Genomic DNA, 16,662 nt, shown 5'->3' on the forward strand with positions numbered 1-16,662 from the left:
TTGCCTCTCACGAAGGGCTGGACCGATGCGGGCAACGTGATAGGTAAAGCGCATGACCCACACTCCCACCTTGGCCCCAGCCACCCCCGCTTTCATCGACGCGCTGCGCGCGCGCCTGCCCGCGCCCGTGTTCCGCGAGGCCACGCCCGGCTATTTTGAGGAGCCGCGCGGTCGCTGGCAGGGGCAGGGCGTGGTTCTGGCCCCCGGCAACACCGAAGACGTGGCCGAGATTGTCCGTGCCTGTGCCGCTGCGCGCGTGCCGGTGGTGCCCTATGGCGGCGGCACCGGCCTTGTGGGGGGGCAGATCGCCCCCGGTGGCCCGACGCCGGTGATCCTGAGCCTTGAGCGGATGCGCGCGGTGCGCGGCATTTATCCGGCGGAAAACGTGATCGTGGTCGAGGCAGGGGCGATCCTGCAAGATATCCATACCGCCGCCGCCGAAGTGGACCGGCTCTTCCCGCTCAGCATCGCCGCCAAGGGATCGGCGCGGATCGGCGGCAACCTTGCCACCAATGCGGGCGGCGTCAATGTGCTGCGCTATGGCAATGCGCGCGATTTGTGTCTGGGGCTAGAGGCGGTGATGCCCGATGGGCGCATCTGGAATGGTCTGAAACGCCTGCGCAAGGACAACACAGGCTATGATCTGCGCAACCTTCTGATCGGGTCCGAGGGGACCTTGGGGGTGATCACTGCTGCGGCGCTCAAGCTTTCACCGCGCCCCATGGGCGAGGGCACGGCGCTGATGGTGGTCGAGGGACCGCGCGCCGCGCTTGACCTTTTGGCGCTGGCGCGTGCGCGCATCGGCGAGGGGGTCAGCGCGTTCGAGATCATGCACCGAGCCGGGCTCGAGTTTCTGGCCGAGACCTTGCCCGATATCCGCCAGCCTTTTGCCAAGATGCCTGAATGGTTCGTGCTGATCGACGTGGGGCTTGCCAGTGGGCTTGATCCGGCGGCGGTGTTGGAGGGATTATTCGCCGAGGCGTTCGAGGCTGGGCTGGTCAGCGACGGCATGATCGCGCAATCCGAAACCCAGCGGCATCAGTTCTGGGAGGTGCGTGAGCAAATTCCAGAGGCCAACCGGCGCATCGGATCCATCAGTTCGCATGACATTTCGCTGCCGATGTCGCTGATCCCCGATTTTATCGTGCAGGCGAATGCGGTGATCGCTGGGATCGGCGCGTTCCGGATCAACTGTTTTGGGCATCTGGGCGATGGCAACCTGCATTACAACGTCTTTCCCATGCCGGGGCGGGGACGTGCGGATCATGTGGCGGAGCGCGACGAGATCAAGCGTGCGGTGCATGATCTGGTGCATGAGATGGGCGGATCGGTAAGCGCCGAACATGGCATCGGGCGGCTCAAGGTCGAGGATCTGGAGCGCTATGGTGATCCGGTGAAATTGGACGCGATGCGCGCGATCAAGACGGCGCTCGATCCTCTGGGAATCATGAATCCGGGGGCGGTGCTGCGGGGTTAACCCGTGCTGCTGCCTATGCGTCGCCGTCAGAGCGCCCGGGCCAGAGCGGATGCGCCACCGGGTCCTTGGCCTGCCAGAAATACGCGGCGAAAATCTGGGCGTAGGAGCGATAGACATAGCCATCGTTGCGCCGCAGGTAATGGTCGCGCCGCGCCGCATAGAGCGCGGGCAGGCGATACCATGCCACCTCGGGGTGCATATGATGCACCACATGCAGGTTGTTATTGAGGAAAATCCACGCCAAGGGGCCGCGATCCTCGATCAGTACGGTACGGCCGCTGGCGCGCAGATGGGCGCGATGCTCTAGAAAGGTGCGGATTTTCAGGATCGCCAAGCCCAGCCAGACCGCCAGCAGATAGGCCCAGACCGGCATCGGCACAATCCACAGCCAAGCCAGCACCAGCGCCACCGCCGGGATATGCCAGAGCCAAGCATCGCGCACGGCACGGTCGCCTGTCTTGATCGCCTGCCAATCGCTGCGCAGAAAAGAGATCTGCGCCACCATTGGCCCGATCAGCATCCGCCCCGCCAGCGTGTTGTTGAACCGCAGCACCGCCCGCACCCAACCCGGCAGCCGCACCCAGACAGTCGGATCAAGGTAATTCGCCTCGGGGTCATCATAGGGGTCGGTGAGAAATTCGTCGCGGTGATGCGCAAGATGGGTGTCGCGGAACCTTGCATAGGGGATAGCAAGGCAGAGGGCGGGAAAGACCAGCGTTTCATTCAGGCGCTGAGAGCGGAACGGGTGCCCGTGCAGCGCCTCATGGCAGAGCGAGGAATGAAGGGCGATGGCGAGGCCGGTGACGACAATGCCAAGCGGCAACGCGAGGGCCGACGCCGCAGTGGTGCCAAAGATCCACATCGCGTAGCAGAGCGCCAGCAGGCCAAGCGTGGGCCATTCAACGCGAGCCGCCTGCCGCGTCTTGGGCGGCTGTCTGCCTGCTTCGGGGCGCGCGTTCAGCTGCGATGGGGCGTGCATTCTGGGTCCTTTTGATGTGCATCTTCCTCTGACAGTCGTTTCAATCTTCTGAGTGCGCCATTTCGGAAATGGTTAACATTTCTCCGCAACTGTGATTATAGTCACCGCATGTCCAAAAAAATCGACAAACGCCTGCGGGCCACCCTGTTTCGAAACCGGCTGACCGAGGCGATGCGCCGTCGGGGCAGCAATCAGAGCATTTTGGCGCGGGCGATTGAGGTGGATCGCTCGACCGTGTCGCAATTGCTCAAGGGCGATGCTGCGCGGCTGCCCAATGCGCAGGTGGTGGGGGAATGCGCCTCGGCGCTAGGGGTCTCTGCCGATTGGCTGTTGGGCCTGACCGACCGACCCGAAACCGCCGCCGATATGCTGGCCAACACGCTGTCGTTGACCGAGGCCCCACGCGCCCTTGTCGATGAACAGATTTTCGCGTGGCACAAGGAGGCGGCGGGATACAAAATCCGCCATGTGCCGGCCGCGCTGCCCGATATGCTCAAGACCCGCGCAATGCTGGAATGGGAATATGCGCCGCATCTGGGCCGTTCCACCGATCAGGCGATTGGCGCATCAGAGGATCGCATGGCCTGGATGCGGGCGGCGCGGTCGGATTACGAGATTGCTTTGCCGCTGTATGAGATCGAGAGTTTCGCGCGCGGCGAGGGCTATTATCGCGGGTTGCCCGCAGATCTGCGCCGCGCGCAGCTTGATCACCTGATTGCCACGACGACGCAGCTCTATCCGCGCCTGCGGCTTTATCTCTTTGACGCGCGGCGGGTTTATTCCGCGCCGATCACGCTTTTTGGGCCGCTGCTGGCGGTGCTCTATCTTGGGCGCAACTATATGGTGTTTCGCGACACCGAACGTATCGAGGCGATCACGTTACATTTCGACGGGCTGGTGCGCGAGGCAGGGGTGACGGCGCGGGAGATCCCCGCGCATCTGCGCGCGTTGCGTGACGGGCTGGTGCGATAGCGGCGCTATCGCGTTACCGCGTGCGACGGGGCAGGGTGGCGTTGTCTTCGGCCTCGGCGCGGGCCGCGTGCAGGGCGCGGCGGCTAAGGTCCGCGCGCTCTTGCAGGATCTGCTGGCGGCGTTGGTGCTGCGAGAAGTCCTGTTCCACGGCGGCGCGCTCTTGCCGCGTGCGGGCCATCTGACTGCGCGTCGCCTCAAGCTGCTGCACCAGGGTGCGCCCCATGAAATGCGCCGTGCTCAGTTGGCCGGGGGTCATCGGCTCGGCCGGGGCCTGTGCGCTCTGGTCGAGCATTTGACCCAGTCGGTCGGCCATGTCGAATTGCTGCATTTCCTGCCGCCGCAAATGGCCAAGCTGCATGGAGAGGTGCCCCAACTCGCGGTTTTCCTGCCGGGCCATCAGGGTCAGCAGGCGGTGCTGGCGCGCGCTCATGCGGCACCGCCTGTCAGCGCGCAAAGGGCGCTGATGCTGTCCTCAAGGCTGGCGGGTTCATGGATATCCTGCCGGATAAAGGCCTCGATCCGGGGCCAGAGGGTGACGGCCTCGTCAAGCGTGGCGTCTTGGCCGGGGGAATAGGCACCCATGAGCATCATGTCGCGGTTCTCCATATACAGGGCAATGAGGCGGCGCAGGCGCATGGCGGCTGCGTGGTGGGGTTTCTCGGCGATGTCCTTCATCACACGGCTCACCGATTGGGTGAGGTCGATGGCGGGATAGATGCCCATCTGCGCCTGATTGCGCGAAAGCACGAAATGCCCGTCGAGAATGGCGCGGGCCGTGTCCACAACGGGATCGTTGGTGGTGTCGTCGCCATCGGCCAGAATGGTATAGAACGCGGTGATGCTGCCCTGACCGGGCAGGCCCGGACCGGCGCGCTCGATCAGGCCGGGGATCATCGAGATGACAGAGGGCGTATAGCCCTTGGCGGTGGGTTGCTCGCCCAATGCCAGACCGATTTCGCGGCGGGCATGCGCCACGCGCGTGAGGCTGTCCATGATCAGCATGACCTGCTTGCCCTGATCGCGGAAATATTCGGCAATCGCGGTGGCGCGATGTGCCGCGCGCAGCCGCAGAAGCGGCGAGCGGTCGGCGGGCACGGCGACGACACAGGTCTTGGCGCGGTTCTCACCGGTCATGACCTTGGAGACGAAATCGCCCACTTCGCGGGCGCGTTCCCCGATCAACCCAACGACAATCACATCGGCAGAGGTGTAGCGGGTCATCATTTCGATGAGCACGGATTTACCGACGCCCGAGCCTGCGATGATGCCCACGCGCTGACCGCGCCCGACGGTGAGGGCGGCGTTGATCACGCGCACGCCAACATCAAGCGGGGCATCGACGGGCTGGCGCGCAAGCGGGTTTTGTTCGCGGCCCGAGAGCGGGCGGGTTTCCGGGCAATCGGGCGGACCATAGCCGTCAAGCGGCGCGCCTTCCGCATCAAGCACGCGGCCCAAGAGGGCGTCGCCCATGGCGGCGTTGTGACCGCCGCGCATCTTGTGCACCTGACAGCCATGGGTGATGCGCGCACCGGGTTGATCGAGAAAGAGCAGGTTGCGGCCATTGGCAAAGCCCACGATTTCGCCGGTGGCGCCCTTGCCATCCTCGGTGTCTATGTGGCAGCGCGTGCCGGGGCTGGCAGGAAAGCCCGCACATTCGAGGATGAGACCATCATAGCGCAGCACCTGACCTGAATAGCCGGGGGGCGGCACCTCGGTCATGGCCTCGGTGGCCTGTGCGAGACGCGCCAGAAGATCGGTCATGCCAGCCCCCCGTCGCGTTCGGCGATCACATCGGAGAAGGTGATATCTTCCATGCGAATGCGCAGATCCCCGCGCCCCAAGGTGGTGTCGGGCGACAGCCGCCCCTTGGCCAATGGGCTAAAATCCTTGATATGCGGTTTGATCGCCATAAGGTCGGCGGGGTTCATCAACACGACGGTATTCTCGGCCCCGGCGGCGATTTGATGGGTGATCTTTTCGATACGGCGCAGAAAGGGGCGGGGGGCCTCGTCGATTTTCTGCCCGGCCCGTTGGGTGGCCAATTGGCGCACGGCCAGTTCCAGTTTGGTGCTCAGGTCTGCCAAACGTTCGTTTTCGGCGCTGGTGAGGCGGGTGATCGCGGCAGTGAAAGCATCGCGCGTTTCAGCGATATCCTGCGCGGCGGTGGCGCGCGCCTCTTCCAGTGCTTCGGCGCGGGCGGCGGCGCGGGCGGCCTCGATGTCCTGCAGGGCGGCGGCGTGGCCTTCGGCCCAAGCGACACGGCGCTCGGCCTCGATGTCAAAAGTGGCCGGGGGTGGCGCAGGGGTGAAGCTGGCGGTGGGTTTCTCTTCGGGCGTTGCGGTGACAGGCGCGGGCTCTGCCTCTGGCGCGGGCGCGCGCAGGGGGCGCACCACGGTCTGCGGGGCAAAGCTGCTCTCGGCTTGCGTTTCAGGGATGGCAGGATCGCGGCGCTGGAATTGCTGCGAAGAGCGGCGCACCAGCGCCAGCAGATCCTCGGGCGTAAGTGCGCCGGGCGCGGGGGGAAGGTCAGGGGCAGGCATGGCGGTCATGGTCTCAGACCATCTTTTCGCCGCCGCGTCCGGCGAGCGTGATCTTACCCTCGTCCGACAGACGACGGGCGACGGTGATGACCTGTTTCTGGGCCTCTTGCACCTGGCTCAGGCGTACGGGGCCCATGGCCTCCATCTCGTCCATTATATTGGCGGCGGCGCGGGCCGAAACACAGCCCAAGAGCTTGTCGCGCAGGGTTGGGTTGGACCCTTTGAGGGCGAGGATCAGAATCTCGCTGTCGATCTCGCGCAGCACGGTTTGCAGGGCGCGTTCGTCGGATTTGATGAGGTAATCGAACACGAAAAGATTGTCCTGAATATCCTCGGAGAGCGATTTGTCATCCTTGCGGATGTCTTTCATAATCCGCTCTTCCATGTCCTGACGGGTGAAGTTCATGATCCGTGCGGCGGCCTTGACCCCGCCAATCTGCGAGGCGCGCAGTGTGGTGTTGGCCTTGAACTTGGCGCGCATCACCTCTTCGAGGTCGCGCAGCGCCTCGGGTTGTACGGTGTTGAGCGTGGCGATGCGGCGGATGATTTCGGGCTGTGCCTCGGGGGGCAGCAGCTTGAGCACTTCGGCACCTTGGGCATAGTCGAGCGAGGCGATGACCAGCGCCATGATCTGCGGATGTTCATCCTGAATAAGCTCGGCCACGGCAGAGGGGTCCATCCAGTCAAGGATTTCGATCGGGCGTTCGCTGTTGGAGGGCACGATGCGCGAAAGCACAGATTGCGCCTTATGGGCGCCAAGCGCCTGATCAAGCACTTGCCGCACGTAATTGCCCGCACCGATTCCGATGCCGGTCTGGTTGCTGACCAGCCCCAGAAACTCGTTGAGCACGGCATCAACCGTGTCGTGATCGACGCCCTGCACGGTGAACATGGCCTCGCCCAGAACCTGCACTTCGGAGGGGGAAAGGGCGCGCAGGATTTGTGCGGCGGTTTCCTCACCAAAGATCATCATAAGGATGGCGGCCTTTTGCACCGGGGTCAGGTCCGCGCCGGGGCGCGTGCCAGAGGGGGCAGGGAGCGCGAGGGTCATGGCCGGTCCTCACCAGTGGGGGTGATCATGGATTTGAAGACGCCCGCGATGCGATTGGTCTCGGACCCAGCCATCTGGCGGAGGAGGTCGATCTTTTCCTCATAGGTGATGGCACCGTTGAGGTCCTCGGCATTCGGGGCGGCGGTTTCAAGGCGCTGGCGCAGGGCTGACAGGCTCTCGCCACGGGGTACTTCGATGGCATCGCCATAGGTCATGCCAGTGGCGGCAGTAGCGCCGACGGGGGGCAGCAGGCGATTGAGGATCGGGCGCACGACACCCAGCACGATGATGCCAAAGAGCGCCAGTTGAGCAAGCGTGCGCCCCAGCGTCGGCAGCCAAGCCGCGTCATACCACCGCTCTGCCGAAATGACGGAGGGGGCCACCACAAACGGGGCGCTGGCCACGGTGACGATATCGCCACGCTCTGCGTTATAGCCGATGGCGGAGCGGGTCAGCGCCTCGATTTCCGCGAGGGGCACGGCCTCGGGGGCGGCGGAGGTGGCTTCACCCTCGGCAGGGGCGGCGGGGGTCGGCAGGCGGTGCAAAAGCACGGCGGCATGCACGCGGTTGATCTGAGCGGTCTGCGGCTGGCGGGTTTCCACCCGGCGGCTGACCTCGTAATTGCGGGTCGAGGAGGTGGCGCTGTTGGTGGTGCCGCTCTTGGCACCTTGGGTGGCGGCCTCGGCCATTTGCGCCTCATTCGGGGGCGTGTTGGCCACGGCACCGGGAATGCCGCCCGCCTGCGCGCCGCTGGTTTGCTGGCTGCTGCTTTGCTCGCTGCGCAGGGCGGTGTCGGGCAGGTATTCTTCGCTGGTGATCTCGGAGCGGGTGAAATCCATATCGAGTGTTACTTCGACGGCGGCATTGCCCGCGCCCACGATGGGGGTGAGCAGCGACAGCACGCGGTCGCGGTAGAGGGTTTCAAGCCGGCGCTGGTGCTGCATCTGGCGGTCCGCTTCGGCCTGCACCGGGTCTTCTTCGGGGCTGGTCAACAGCGTGCCAGTCTGATCCACGACCGAGACATTGCCGCGCGGCATATCGGGCACGGCGGCGGCAACGAGACTGACAATGGCGCGCACCTGTGCTTGGTCCAGGGCCATGCCCGGGGCGAGTTCGAGAAACACAGAGGCGCGGGGCGGCTGGCTGTCGCGGACAAAGGCGCTGCGCTCGGGCAGGGCAAGGTGCACGCGTGCGGCGCGCACTGGCCGCAATTCCTGGATCGATCGGGCAAGGTCGAGTTCCTGCATCCGGCGCAGGCGCGCGGATTCGATCTGGCGCGAGGTGCCCATGGGCATTTCGTCAATGGCCGACATGCCGTCGGTCGCCCCTTCGGGCAAACCTTGGGTGGCCAAGAGCATACGGGCGCTGTGAAACTGGTCAGCGGCCACGGTAAGCGCGCCGGAAGAGGGATCAAGCCGGGCGTCCATGCCAGCCGCAGTCAGCGCGTCGAGGGCCAGGGATTTTTCCGCTTCGGGCAGACCCGCGTGAAGGGTCACGCGGTTGGCGGGGGCCAAAAGTAGCCACGCGGCCAGACCAAGGGTCACGACCAACAGCACGCCAATCGCGGGCAGGGCACGGCGCAGGGCAGGCTGGGCGATGAACCCATCCATGCCCGAGAGCGCAAGGCGCGCCCGTTGCACAAGCGAGGTGGCGCCAGCCTGTGCCGGGAGGGTGGTTTGCTGTCCGTCCATAGTCTCTACTTCCGTGGTTCTAGTCTGGGCCTCAGACCGGCATATTCATGATGTCGCGATAGGCGGTGAGCGCCTTGTTGCGGACCTGCATCGTCATCTGAAACCCCAGCGATGCGACCTGTTGCTCGACCATGACGGCGGCGAGGTTTTCGGTCCGCCCGGTTTCGAAATCGCGGGCGGCCTGCGAGGCCTTGCTTTGCTGGGTGTTCACGCTCTCGACCGCCTTGCCCAGCCGTTCAGCAAAGCCCGGCCCCTGCGCGTCGGCCATGGCGGTCGGGCGCTGAATAGGGTCAGGGCGTGCTGCCGCCTGCGAGGCGTGCATCATGCTGACGGAAGAGGAGATGCCGGTCAGGCTCATGTCAGGTCAGGATCAGGCGGCAAGAGAGGTGGGAAGGGCTGCGGGACGCGAGCGTGTCAAAGAGGTGGGGCGGGCAACGAGCATGATATGTTCGGGTGCAATCACCATGCCATCGGCGAGCACCAGCGCGCGCTGCATCACGTTTTCCAACTCGCGTACATTGCCGGGCCAGGCGTGACCGGCGAGGATGTCGCAGGCCTCGGGCGACAAAAGCGGCGTGGGCAGGCCCTCGGGTGTGTGGCGGCGCAGCATGGCCTGCGCCAACACCGGCACATCCTGCGGACGGGCGCAGAGGGCCAGCGTTTCCAAGGGGAACACGTTGAGGCGGTAGTAGAGGTCTTCGCGGAAGGCCCCGCGTGCAATTTCGGCCTCCATATCGCGGTTGGAGGTGGCAAGGATGCGGACATCAACCTGAGCTTCGGTCTGGCTACCGAGCGGGGTCACGACCTTTTCCTGAATGACGCGCAGGAGTTTGGCCTGAAGCGCCATCGGCATTTCGGAAATCTCGTCAAGGAGCAGCGTGCCGCCGTCGGCGGCGCGCAGATAACCTTTGTTGGCGGTGTTGGCCCCGGTGAAGGCCCCTTTTTCATGACCAAAGAGCAGCGCTTCGAGCATGTTCTCGGGGATGGCGGCGCAGTTGATGGCGACAAACGGTTTGTCGGCGCGCGGCGAGGCCTGATGGATCAGGCGCGAGAGCACCTCTTTGCCGCTGCCGGTGGGGCCGTTGATAAAGACGCTGACGTCAAAGCGAGCGACGCGGCGGGCCATGTCGATCAGCGCGCCAGAGTTCGGGTCGGCGGCGACCATGGTGCCGAACGGAGCAGCCAAGAGATCGGCCACTGCCATCAAGGCGGCATCGCGCAGCGCGGGCAGGCCGCTATCGGGCAGCGATACGGTCAGCATGCGTCCGCCCAGATCCTCGCGCAGAGCAAATTCTGCGGCCTGACCTTCGATCACCACGATCCGTTTCGCCCCCAGCTTGCGGGCCAGTTCCACCAGCGCGCGCTGGTCGGTCACGGGCGCCCCCTGCACCAAGGTGTGACAGGTGGGCTGATAGCCGATGCGAACATTCAGACGACGCCCGTCGAGCAGGGCCTTGAGGGCTTGTGCCTGAGGGAAATTCGCGGCGGTGATGCAGATGTCGGCCATGGGAAACCTCGTTGATTGCGATATGAAAACTGTAAGCAGGGATCGTGCCACGCGGGATTTGGGGGCAATTCACCCCCGGAATTGCCCAAAGTCGCGATTTTGTGGGGAAATTTCGGTCCCAGGACCCTGAAAACGTCGCAACTCCGACGAAAACGCGAGGTGTCGACTGTCACGTGTCGAGGCTTCGTCATTCGGGCAGAGATGCGGCGCTGTCCTTTGGATCATGTTGCGCTTTCAGCGTCGGATCGCGCCAAAAGCGAGCGGGCACGCACCAAAGATACTCGCGAGATATGTCGTCTGGGCGCTCACATTTTTGGGCAGGGGTCCGTTTGGGAACTCAGAAGAGCTCAACTGGTAGGCAACAATGTTATCGAAAACGTATCATCTCAAGTTTCCAAGCCTCGATGCGGCACAGATCGCGGCCCCTTTCATCACGGAGATTCTGGGGAATGCGATTCCGGAATGCCGTATCTCAGGCCTGACCGTCATGATCGGCAAGGAGGGGGACATTTCCGTCAACCTGTTCTTCCCGAGTATCGCGGATCTCAAGAACTTCGAAAAGAAACATGGGGGCTTCATCCAGACGATGAAGAAAACCTTTCTCTTTCGATCTACCGGGTTCGAGGGGGTCTGTATTTTCAATTTCGATGGGAACGCCGAAGATGCCGCCTGAGCGCGGGATTTAGTCTGGCACGCCGGTTGCATCGGCGCATGCAGATGTCACCGGCTAGCAGGCCGACAGATTGAGAAAGACCTGATCACATGGCGAGTGTGTTCCCAAACAAGCTGTGTCCTGAACGAGGGCCGCAGGCATGACGGCGCGTGCAGAGCAGGTGCCCGAGCAGGCCTCTGGCGGGGCGTTGCTTCGCGTCTCGTCGGACAAGATCGGGCGATTGATGGACCTCGTGGGCGAGTTGTCGCTGTCGGTGTCTGAAACCATCAACGCGCCGGAACTGGCCAATCTCGACCTTGTGGGGTTCGAGGCGGCGGCACATCGGCTGTCGATGATCGTGGGCGAGGTGCAGGATGCCGCAAGCGAATTGCGGCTGGTTCCGGTGGATGAGGTGTTTCGCAGGCTCAAGCGCATGGTGCGCGAATTGCAGCGTGAAACCGGCAAGCAGATCGACCTTGAGATGCGTGGCGAGGATACATCCATCGACAAGCTGGTAGCGGACCGTCTGTATGATCCGTTGCTGCATGTGGTGCGCAATTCCGCCGATCACGGACTAGAGCCGCCGGCCGAGCGCGAGGCGGCGGGCAAATCGCCTGCGGGCCGCATAATCCTGTCTGCCGCTCAGGTGGGCAGCGAGGTGCGTATTCAGGTGATCGACGACGGGCGCGGGCTGAACCGGGGTAAGATCCTGGCCAAGGCGCGCGAGCGGGGTCTCTTTGGCCCGACCGAAGAGCCTGAAGATGCCGCCGTTTGGAAGGTGATCTTTGAGCCCGGTTTTTCGACTGCCGAAGCCGTGACAACCCTATCTGGGCGCGGTGTGGGTATGGATGTGCTCAACACCACCATGAAAGATTTGCGGGGGCGGATCGGGGTCCAGAGCGAAGAAGGCAAGGGCACGACCGTGTCGCTGCATATTCCGGTGTCTTTGGCCTTTCTCGATAGCGTGATCCTGCGGCTGGGCACGCAGCTTTATTGTGTGCCCATCGACGATATCGCCGAGATCGTCAAACCGGGTCTCGGGGATCACCTGGCCCTGTCCGCCGAGGGCGGATGCGAGATGTTGCGACAGCGCGACCGGTTCATTCCGGTGTGCCGCCTTGAGAAGTTCTTTGACGGTATGCGTAGCGAATTGCCGCCGCTGTCAGAGATGGTGTTCATCGTGTTCGAGTCGACCTCTGGGCCGATTGCGGTGCCCGTTGATGAAATCCTTGACCGTCAGCAGGTGGTGATGAAGCCGCTTGAAGGCACGTTGACACGGGTGCGCGCGAGCTGGGGCTTTGCTCTCTTGTCCTCTGGCGAGGTGGCGATGGTGCTCGATTGCGAGCGACTGGCAAACGGGGGCGGGCGCTGATGCAGGTCTATGCGGATCAGGCCGGATTCGAGCAGTTGCGCGATTGGTTGAGCCGCCGCTGCGGGATCACCTTTGGTCCGTCCAAGGCTGATCTGCTGCGGCAGCGTATGGAGCGCGTGTTGCGGCGGTTTGATCTGCCCGATCTGAACCATCTCGCGCGCGAGTTGGACCGCGTCGGCGCGCAGGATCTACAGCTTGCGGTGCTGCACGCGGCCTCGATCAACCACACCTATTTCTTTCGCGAGATCGAGGTGTTGGATCAGTTCATGAACCTTGCCCTGCCCGAGTTGAAAGAGCGGCCTGAGTTCCGCTTTTGGTCGGCGGCCTGCTCGAGTGGCGAAGAAGCCTATACCGTCGGCATGATGCTGGCCGACCGGTTGGGGCCCGCGGCGCTGAACCGCACGCATATTCTGGGCACTGACATCAGCGATCCGATGGTCGAGCGGGCCGAGTTGGGCATCTATTCCCACCGCCAGTTTTCGCAGACCGATCCGATGGTGCTCAAGCGTTGGTTCGAACCTGCGGGGCTGGATCAATACAGGGTGGCGCCCGAGTTGCGTCGGGCCTGCACCTTTCGGCGCATGAACCTCAAGGCGACACCCTATCCGTTCAACCTTCCGTTTCAGGCCGTGTTCTGCCGGAACGTGCTCTATTATTTCGACCGGGCCGATCAGGTTGCCACGGTGAATGCCCTCTATGACGTGGTCGAGCCGGGTGGCTGGCTGATCACCTCTGTGACGGAATCCGTGCGCCAATTGGGCACCCTATGGGAGCCTGTCGCCACCGGTCTTTACCGAAGGAGGTCATGATGACCCGCTCTGCTGCACCCGTCACGGTGCTTGTCGTAGACGATTCAAGTTTTTTCCGGCGCTTTCTGACCCGGACGCTTGGTGCTGATCCCGGCATCGAGGTGATCGGCGAGGCCGCGAGTGCCGAAGAGGCGCATGAGTTTGTCATGGCGCGCCGTCCGGATGTGATCACGCTTGATCTGGAAATGCCGGGGCTGGGCGGGATGCAATTCCTGCGTCAGACTGTGGCGCGGCTGCGAATTCCCACGATCGTTGTCTCGTCAAGCACGCAGCTTGGGGCGCGCCGCAGTATCGAGGCGCTCGAGGCCGGGGCGGTCGATGTGATGCCCAAGCCGCAAGGCGTGGCGCCGGGTATGGTCGACAATATCGCGTTGGCGACCATTGCTGCACGGGTGCGGGCGGTGGCACAGGTCGATATGCACCGGATGAAATCGCCGGTTTCGGATCCAGCGCCAGTGCCGTCGCCGACGCTGGCCGCTCCTGTTTTATCGCGCGATTGGGTGATCGCGCTTGGCGCGTCGACAGGCGGGGTTCAGGCGCTTGGCTCTTTGTTGCAAGCACTGCCTGCCAATTGTCCGCCTGTCGTGATTGTTCAGCATATGCCTGCGGGTTTTACCGAGGCTTTTGCCCGACGGCTTAACGCGACCTGCGCCATCGAGGTGCGCGAGGCGCAACATGGCGACCGTCTGAGCCCTGGCCTCGCCCTTATTGCGCCGGGGGGCGAGCGGCACATGCGGCTGCGCCGCGCCGCTTCGGGGGCCTTGGCGGTCGAGCTGGTGACGGGCGATCCGGTTTGTTTTTCGATGCCTTCCGTCGATGTGCTGCTGACATCAGCCGCGCAAGTGGCTGCGCCGCGCCTGAGTGCCGCCGTGCTGACCGGCATGGGCAGCGACGGGGCCAATGGCCTGCTGGCTGCGCGTCTTGCCGGGGCGCAGACCTATGTGCAGGACGAAGCAACATCGCTGGTCTTTGGCATGCCTGCACGCGCCTGGGAGAGAGGGGCTGCGCTGGCGCAAGTGCCGCTCGACCAGATGGCGGCGCAATTGCTGGCTTCGGTTGGCACGACATCTGCAACCCAGCGGGCACCCGCCGCCCCGGCCCCCCGAATGACCCATAGAGGAGTCTGACCATGACCAAAACCGCGTTTGCCGATACGCAGACACCGCAGACCGAGCTTCAGGCCGAGCCGTCGGATTCCATTGAGACCATGTATCTGACCTTTCCGGTCGGCTCTGAGCTCTACGGGGTTTCGATTGGCGTCGTGACCGAGATTGTCGGATTGCAACGCATCATGAGCGTGCCGGACGTGCCGCATTACATCAAGGGCGTGATCAACCTGCGTGGCAAGGTAATCCCGCTGATGGATGTGCGGCTGCGCTTTGGCATGCCGGACAAGGCCTATGATGACCGTACCGTGGTGATCGTGTTGCAGGTCAATGATGCGCCGGTGGGCCTGATTGTCGATGGTGTCAACGAGGTGCTCGATATTCCGGCGAACCAGATTGACCGGACGCATAGTTTCTCGGGCTCTGAGGGCCGCAGCCTTGTGTTGGGTCTGGGCCGTCTGGAAGAGCGGGTGGCCATCCTGCTCAATGTCAACCTTCTGGTCGAGGATGACGCGCTCGTCCCGCCAATGATGGCCGAGGCCTGATCCATGGCTGCCCCAGAACCCAATCCCCCGGAGACCGATCCGGACCTTGTTTTCACGTCCCGGTCGGCCGCAACGCCGACGACGGAGACATCCTCCCCCCAGCCCGCGCCGGACCAGCCCGCCGGCGACACCGAAAGGAAAGAACAAATGACCTCGCAATCCCCGCGCGACAGCAAACCCAAGGCCAACGACACCATGGACGATATGAAAGAAATGGATTTCTCGAAGCGCGTTGTGGCCACCACGCTGTTGGCCTCGCTTGGCAATCCCATCATGGTTGCGGATGAGGATTACAACATCCTCTACTGCAACGAAACCGGGTTCCAGATGTTCGAGCGGATCGAGAATGACATCCGGTGCGATCTGCCGAATTTCCGGGCGCGCGACATCATCGGCAAGAATGTCGATGTGTTCCACAAGAACCCGCATTACCAGCGGCGTATCATGGACAACATGACAGGTCCGCACGAGGGGGCGTTTACCGTCGGAGGCATCTCTCTGGAGTTCACCGCGACGCCCGTGCCGGGCGTCGAGCGCGGCACGCAATTCGTGCTGGTGGAATGGCGTGACGTGACCGAGATCAAGCGCGTCACGGCCGAGAATGACCGCACGCTGGATCAATTCCGGCTTCTGCTGTCCGAGATGGAAAAAATGGCCGCGGCGCATGATGCGGGCGATATCGATGTCTTCATCGACAGCAACACCTTTGACAAGGCAGAGGTCCGCAAGGCGGCAGAGATGCTCAATGCTATGGTGCTGGCGCATATCGAGACCAAGAAGCTGGCGATGGGTGTCTTTGAAGAGTTCGGTGAAGGTAATTTCGATGCGCCCTTCCCGCAGATGCCGCGCAAGAAGGTGTTCCTCAACACCATCATCGAGAAGGTGCGCGGCAACTTCCGGGGGGTCGTTGCTGAAATCCGCACGCTGTCGGATTCCATTGTCGCGGGCAATCTTGACGTGCAGGCCGACCTGTCCAAGTTCAAGGGTGAATACCGCAGTGTGATCGAATCTTTCGAGCAGGCGTTTGGCAGCCTCAACAGTGCCTTTGCGGTGATTGCAGAGCAGGTGGATCAGGTGGCGACAACGGTCACTCAGGTGGCCCATTCGAGCCAGACGCTCTCGACCAATTCACAGGTCGCCTCGGCCTCGGTCGAAGAGGTGTCTGCGTCGGTCAACCAGACAGACCAGCAGGTGCGCGCCAACGCCGAGTCGACACAGAAAGCGTCGAAATTCGTGGGCAGCGCCGTGGGTCTGGCCGATCAGGGTGCCGCCAAGATCAAGGACATGGTCACCGCCATGCATGGCATCAAGACCTCCTCTCAGGACATTGCCAAGATCATCAAAGTGATCGACGAGATTGCGTTCCAGACCAACCTTTTGGCGCTGAATGCGGCGGTCGAGGCGGCGCGGGCTGGGCAGCACGGGCGCGGCTTTGCGGTGGTGGCACAAGAGGTGCGCAACCTCGCCGGGCGCTCTGCCAAAGCAGCGCGCGAGACCTCGGATCTGATCGAAGATGCGTCGAACCGGGTGAATGCGGGTGTGCGCATTGCGGATGAGACATCCGAAGCCTTCACCGGCATTTCCCAGCAGATCACGCAGGTCAAGGAAATCGTCGAAGAGATTGATCGCTCTGGCGCGGAACAGTCACGCGGCGTGGCGCAGATTTCGATGGCTATGACCGAAATCGCCAAATCCGCGCTCGATTCCAGCCAACAGGCGGATGAGCTTGCTGCCGGAGCCGCCGAGATGAGTGCGGCCACCCAGCAGATGAAAGAGGAAATCGGCCGCTTCAAGCTGCGTCGCACGGCTGCGGCTATGCCGATGGGGGGCTTCAACGGTCTGACGCCCGAGATGATGGCGCAGATTCAGGCGATGATGAGCGGCAAGCCCAACGGGCGTCTGAACGGCGGCGGATCGCTTGATCTCGACGCACGCGGCTTTCACGGCTTCTGAGGCAAGCG

General features: G+C 63.3%; 16 protein-coding genes. 8 read left to right on the forward strand and 8 right to left on the reverse strand.

Features of this window, described 5'->3' with window-relative positions; genetic code table 11:
* The first annotated feature begins 52 nt into the window (after nucleotides 1-52).
* Nucleotides 53-1,477 carry an FAD-binding oxidoreductase gene (locus ROSMUCSMR3_RS15675; RefSeq protein WP_081507910.1) on the forward strand — a complete coding sequence of 475 codons (1,425 nt, stop codon included), beginning with the start codon at nucleotides 53-55 and terminating at the stop codon, nucleotides 1,475-1,477.
* 13 nt (nucleotides 1,478-1,490) lie between these two features.
* On the opposite strand, the gene ROSMUCSMR3_RS15680 is transcribed toward ROSMUCSMR3_RS15675, so the two are convergent.
* Entirely contained in the window at nucleotides 1,491-2,456 is a 966-nt protein-coding gene (locus ROSMUCSMR3_RS15680; protein ID WP_081507911.1) for a fatty acid desaturase, read from the reverse strand.
* Between the two features lie 108 nt (nucleotides 2,457-2,564).
* Between ROSMUCSMR3_RS15680 and ROSMUCSMR3_RS15685 the strand changes: the two genes are divergently transcribed.
* A complete protein-coding gene (locus ROSMUCSMR3_RS15685; protein ID WP_008279889.1) occupies nucleotides 2,565-3,428 on the forward strand; it encodes a helix-turn-helix domain-containing protein in 864 nt (287 codons plus the stop codon).
* A gap of 13 nt (nucleotides 3,429-3,441) precedes the next feature.
* Here the strand turns inward: ROSMUCSMR3_RS15685 and ROSMUCSMR3_RS15690 are convergent, their stop codons facing one another.
* Genes ROSMUCSMR3_RS15690 through ROSMUCSMR3_RS15720 form a run of 7 tightly spaced genes read right to left on the reverse strand, consistent with a single transcriptional unit; the run spans nucleotide 3,442 to nucleotide 10,217 of the window.
* The gene (locus ROSMUCSMR3_RS15690; RefSeq protein WP_081507912.1) at nucleotides 3,442-3,858 is read right to left on the reverse strand and encodes a hypothetical protein; all 417 of its coding nucleotides are present in this window, start codon (nucleotides 3,856-3,858) and stop codon (nucleotides 3,442-3,444) included.
* Nucleotides 3,855-5,147 carry a FliI/YscN family ATPase gene (locus ROSMUCSMR3_RS15695; RefSeq protein WP_237183591.1) on the reverse strand — a complete coding sequence of 431 codons (1,293 nt, stop codon included), beginning with the start codon at nucleotides 5,145-5,147 and terminating at the stop codon, nucleotides 3,855-3,857. The genes ROSMUCSMR3_RS15690 and ROSMUCSMR3_RS15695 overlap by 4 nt, the downstream gene beginning before the upstream one ends.
* 38 nt (nucleotides 5,148-5,185) lie before the next feature.
* Nucleotides 5,186-5,977 carry a FliH/SctL family protein gene (locus ROSMUCSMR3_RS15700; protein WP_008279892.1) on the reverse strand — a complete coding sequence of 264 codons (792 nt, stop codon included), beginning with the start codon at nucleotides 5,975-5,977 and terminating at the stop codon, nucleotides 5,186-5,188.
* A 4-nt stretch (nucleotides 5,978-5,981) separates the two neighbouring features.
* Entirely contained in the window at nucleotides 5,982-7,019 is a 1,038-nt protein-coding gene (gene fliG, locus ROSMUCSMR3_RS15705; RefSeq protein WP_081507914.1) for a flagellar motor switch protein FliG, read from the reverse strand.
* Nucleotides 7,016-8,710, reverse strand: coding sequence for a flagellar basal-body MS-ring/collar protein FliF (gene fliF / locus ROSMUCSMR3_RS15710; protein ID WP_081507915.1), 1,695 nt, complete (start codon nucleotides 8,708-8,710; stop codon nucleotides 7,016-7,018). Before fliF ends, fliG begins: the two co-directional genes overlap by 4 nt.
* Before the next feature lie 31 nt (nucleotides 8,711-8,741).
* A complete protein-coding gene (gene fliE, locus ROSMUCSMR3_RS15715) occupies nucleotides 8,742-9,068 on the reverse strand; it encodes a flagellar hook-basal body complex protein FliE (RefSeq protein ID WP_008279895.1) in 327 nt (108 codons plus the stop codon).
* A 12-nt stretch (nucleotides 9,069-9,080) separates the two neighbouring features.
* On the reverse strand, nucleotides 9,081-10,217 hold the full coding sequence (locus tag ROSMUCSMR3_RS15720) for a sigma-54 interaction domain-containing protein (RefSeq protein WP_008279896.1): 1,137 nt from the start codon (nucleotides 10,215-10,217) through the stop codon (nucleotides 9,081-9,083).
* Between the two features lie 364 nt (nucleotides 10,218-10,581).
* Here ROSMUCSMR3_RS15720 and ROSMUCSMR3_RS15725 point away from each other — a divergent pair, with 364 nt between their 5' ends.
* The 6 genes from ROSMUCSMR3_RS15725 to ROSMUCSMR3_RS15750 all read left to right on the forward strand — a co-directional run bounded on the left by ROSMUCSMR3_RS15725 (nucleotide 10,582) and on the right by ROSMUCSMR3_RS15750 (nucleotide 16,654).
* Nucleotides 10,582-10,890: a hypothetical protein gene (locus tag ROSMUCSMR3_RS15725; RefSeq protein WP_008279897.1), complete on the forward strand. Its 309-nt coding sequence runs from the start codon at nucleotides 10,582-10,584 to the stop codon at nucleotides 10,888-10,890.
* Between the two features lie 139 nt (nucleotides 10,891-11,029).
* The gene (locus tag ROSMUCSMR3_RS15730) at nucleotides 11,030-12,241 is read left to right on the forward strand and encodes a chemotaxis protein CheA (RefSeq protein ID WP_008279898.1); all 1,212 of its coding nucleotides are present in this window, start codon (nucleotides 11,030-11,032) and stop codon (nucleotides 12,239-12,241) included.
* Entirely contained in the window at nucleotides 12,241-13,050 is an 810-nt protein-coding gene (locus ROSMUCSMR3_RS15735) for a CheR family methyltransferase (protein ID WP_008279899.1), read from the forward strand. Before ROSMUCSMR3_RS15730 ends, ROSMUCSMR3_RS15735 begins: the two co-directional genes overlap by 1 nt.
* Nucleotides 13,050-14,177, forward strand: coding sequence for a chemotaxis-specific protein-glutamate methyltransferase CheB (gene cheB, locus ROSMUCSMR3_RS15740; protein WP_237183463.1), 1,128 nt, complete (start codon nucleotides 13,050-13,052; stop codon nucleotides 14,175-14,177). The genes ROSMUCSMR3_RS15735 and cheB overlap by 1 nt, the downstream gene beginning before the upstream one ends.
* A gap of 2 nt (nucleotides 14,178-14,179) precedes the next feature.
* On the forward strand, nucleotides 14,180-14,701 hold the full coding sequence (locus ROSMUCSMR3_RS15745; RefSeq protein ID WP_081507917.1) for a chemotaxis protein CheW: 522 nt from the start codon (nucleotides 14,180-14,182) through the stop codon (nucleotides 14,699-14,701).
* Nucleotides 14,702-14,848: 147 nt separating this feature from the next.
* Nucleotides 14,849-16,654, forward strand: coding sequence for a methyl-accepting chemotaxis protein (locus tag ROSMUCSMR3_RS15750; RefSeq protein WP_050775727.1), 1,806 nt, complete (start codon nucleotides 14,849-14,851; stop codon nucleotides 16,652-16,654).
* The last annotated feature ends 8 nt before the right edge of the window (nucleotides 16,655-16,662 follow it).

Source organism: Roseovarius mucosus (assembly GCF_002080415.1).
Classification (GTDB): Bacteria; Pseudomonadota; Alphaproteobacteria; order Rhodobacterales; family Rhodobacteraceae; genus Roseovarius; species Roseovarius mucosus_A.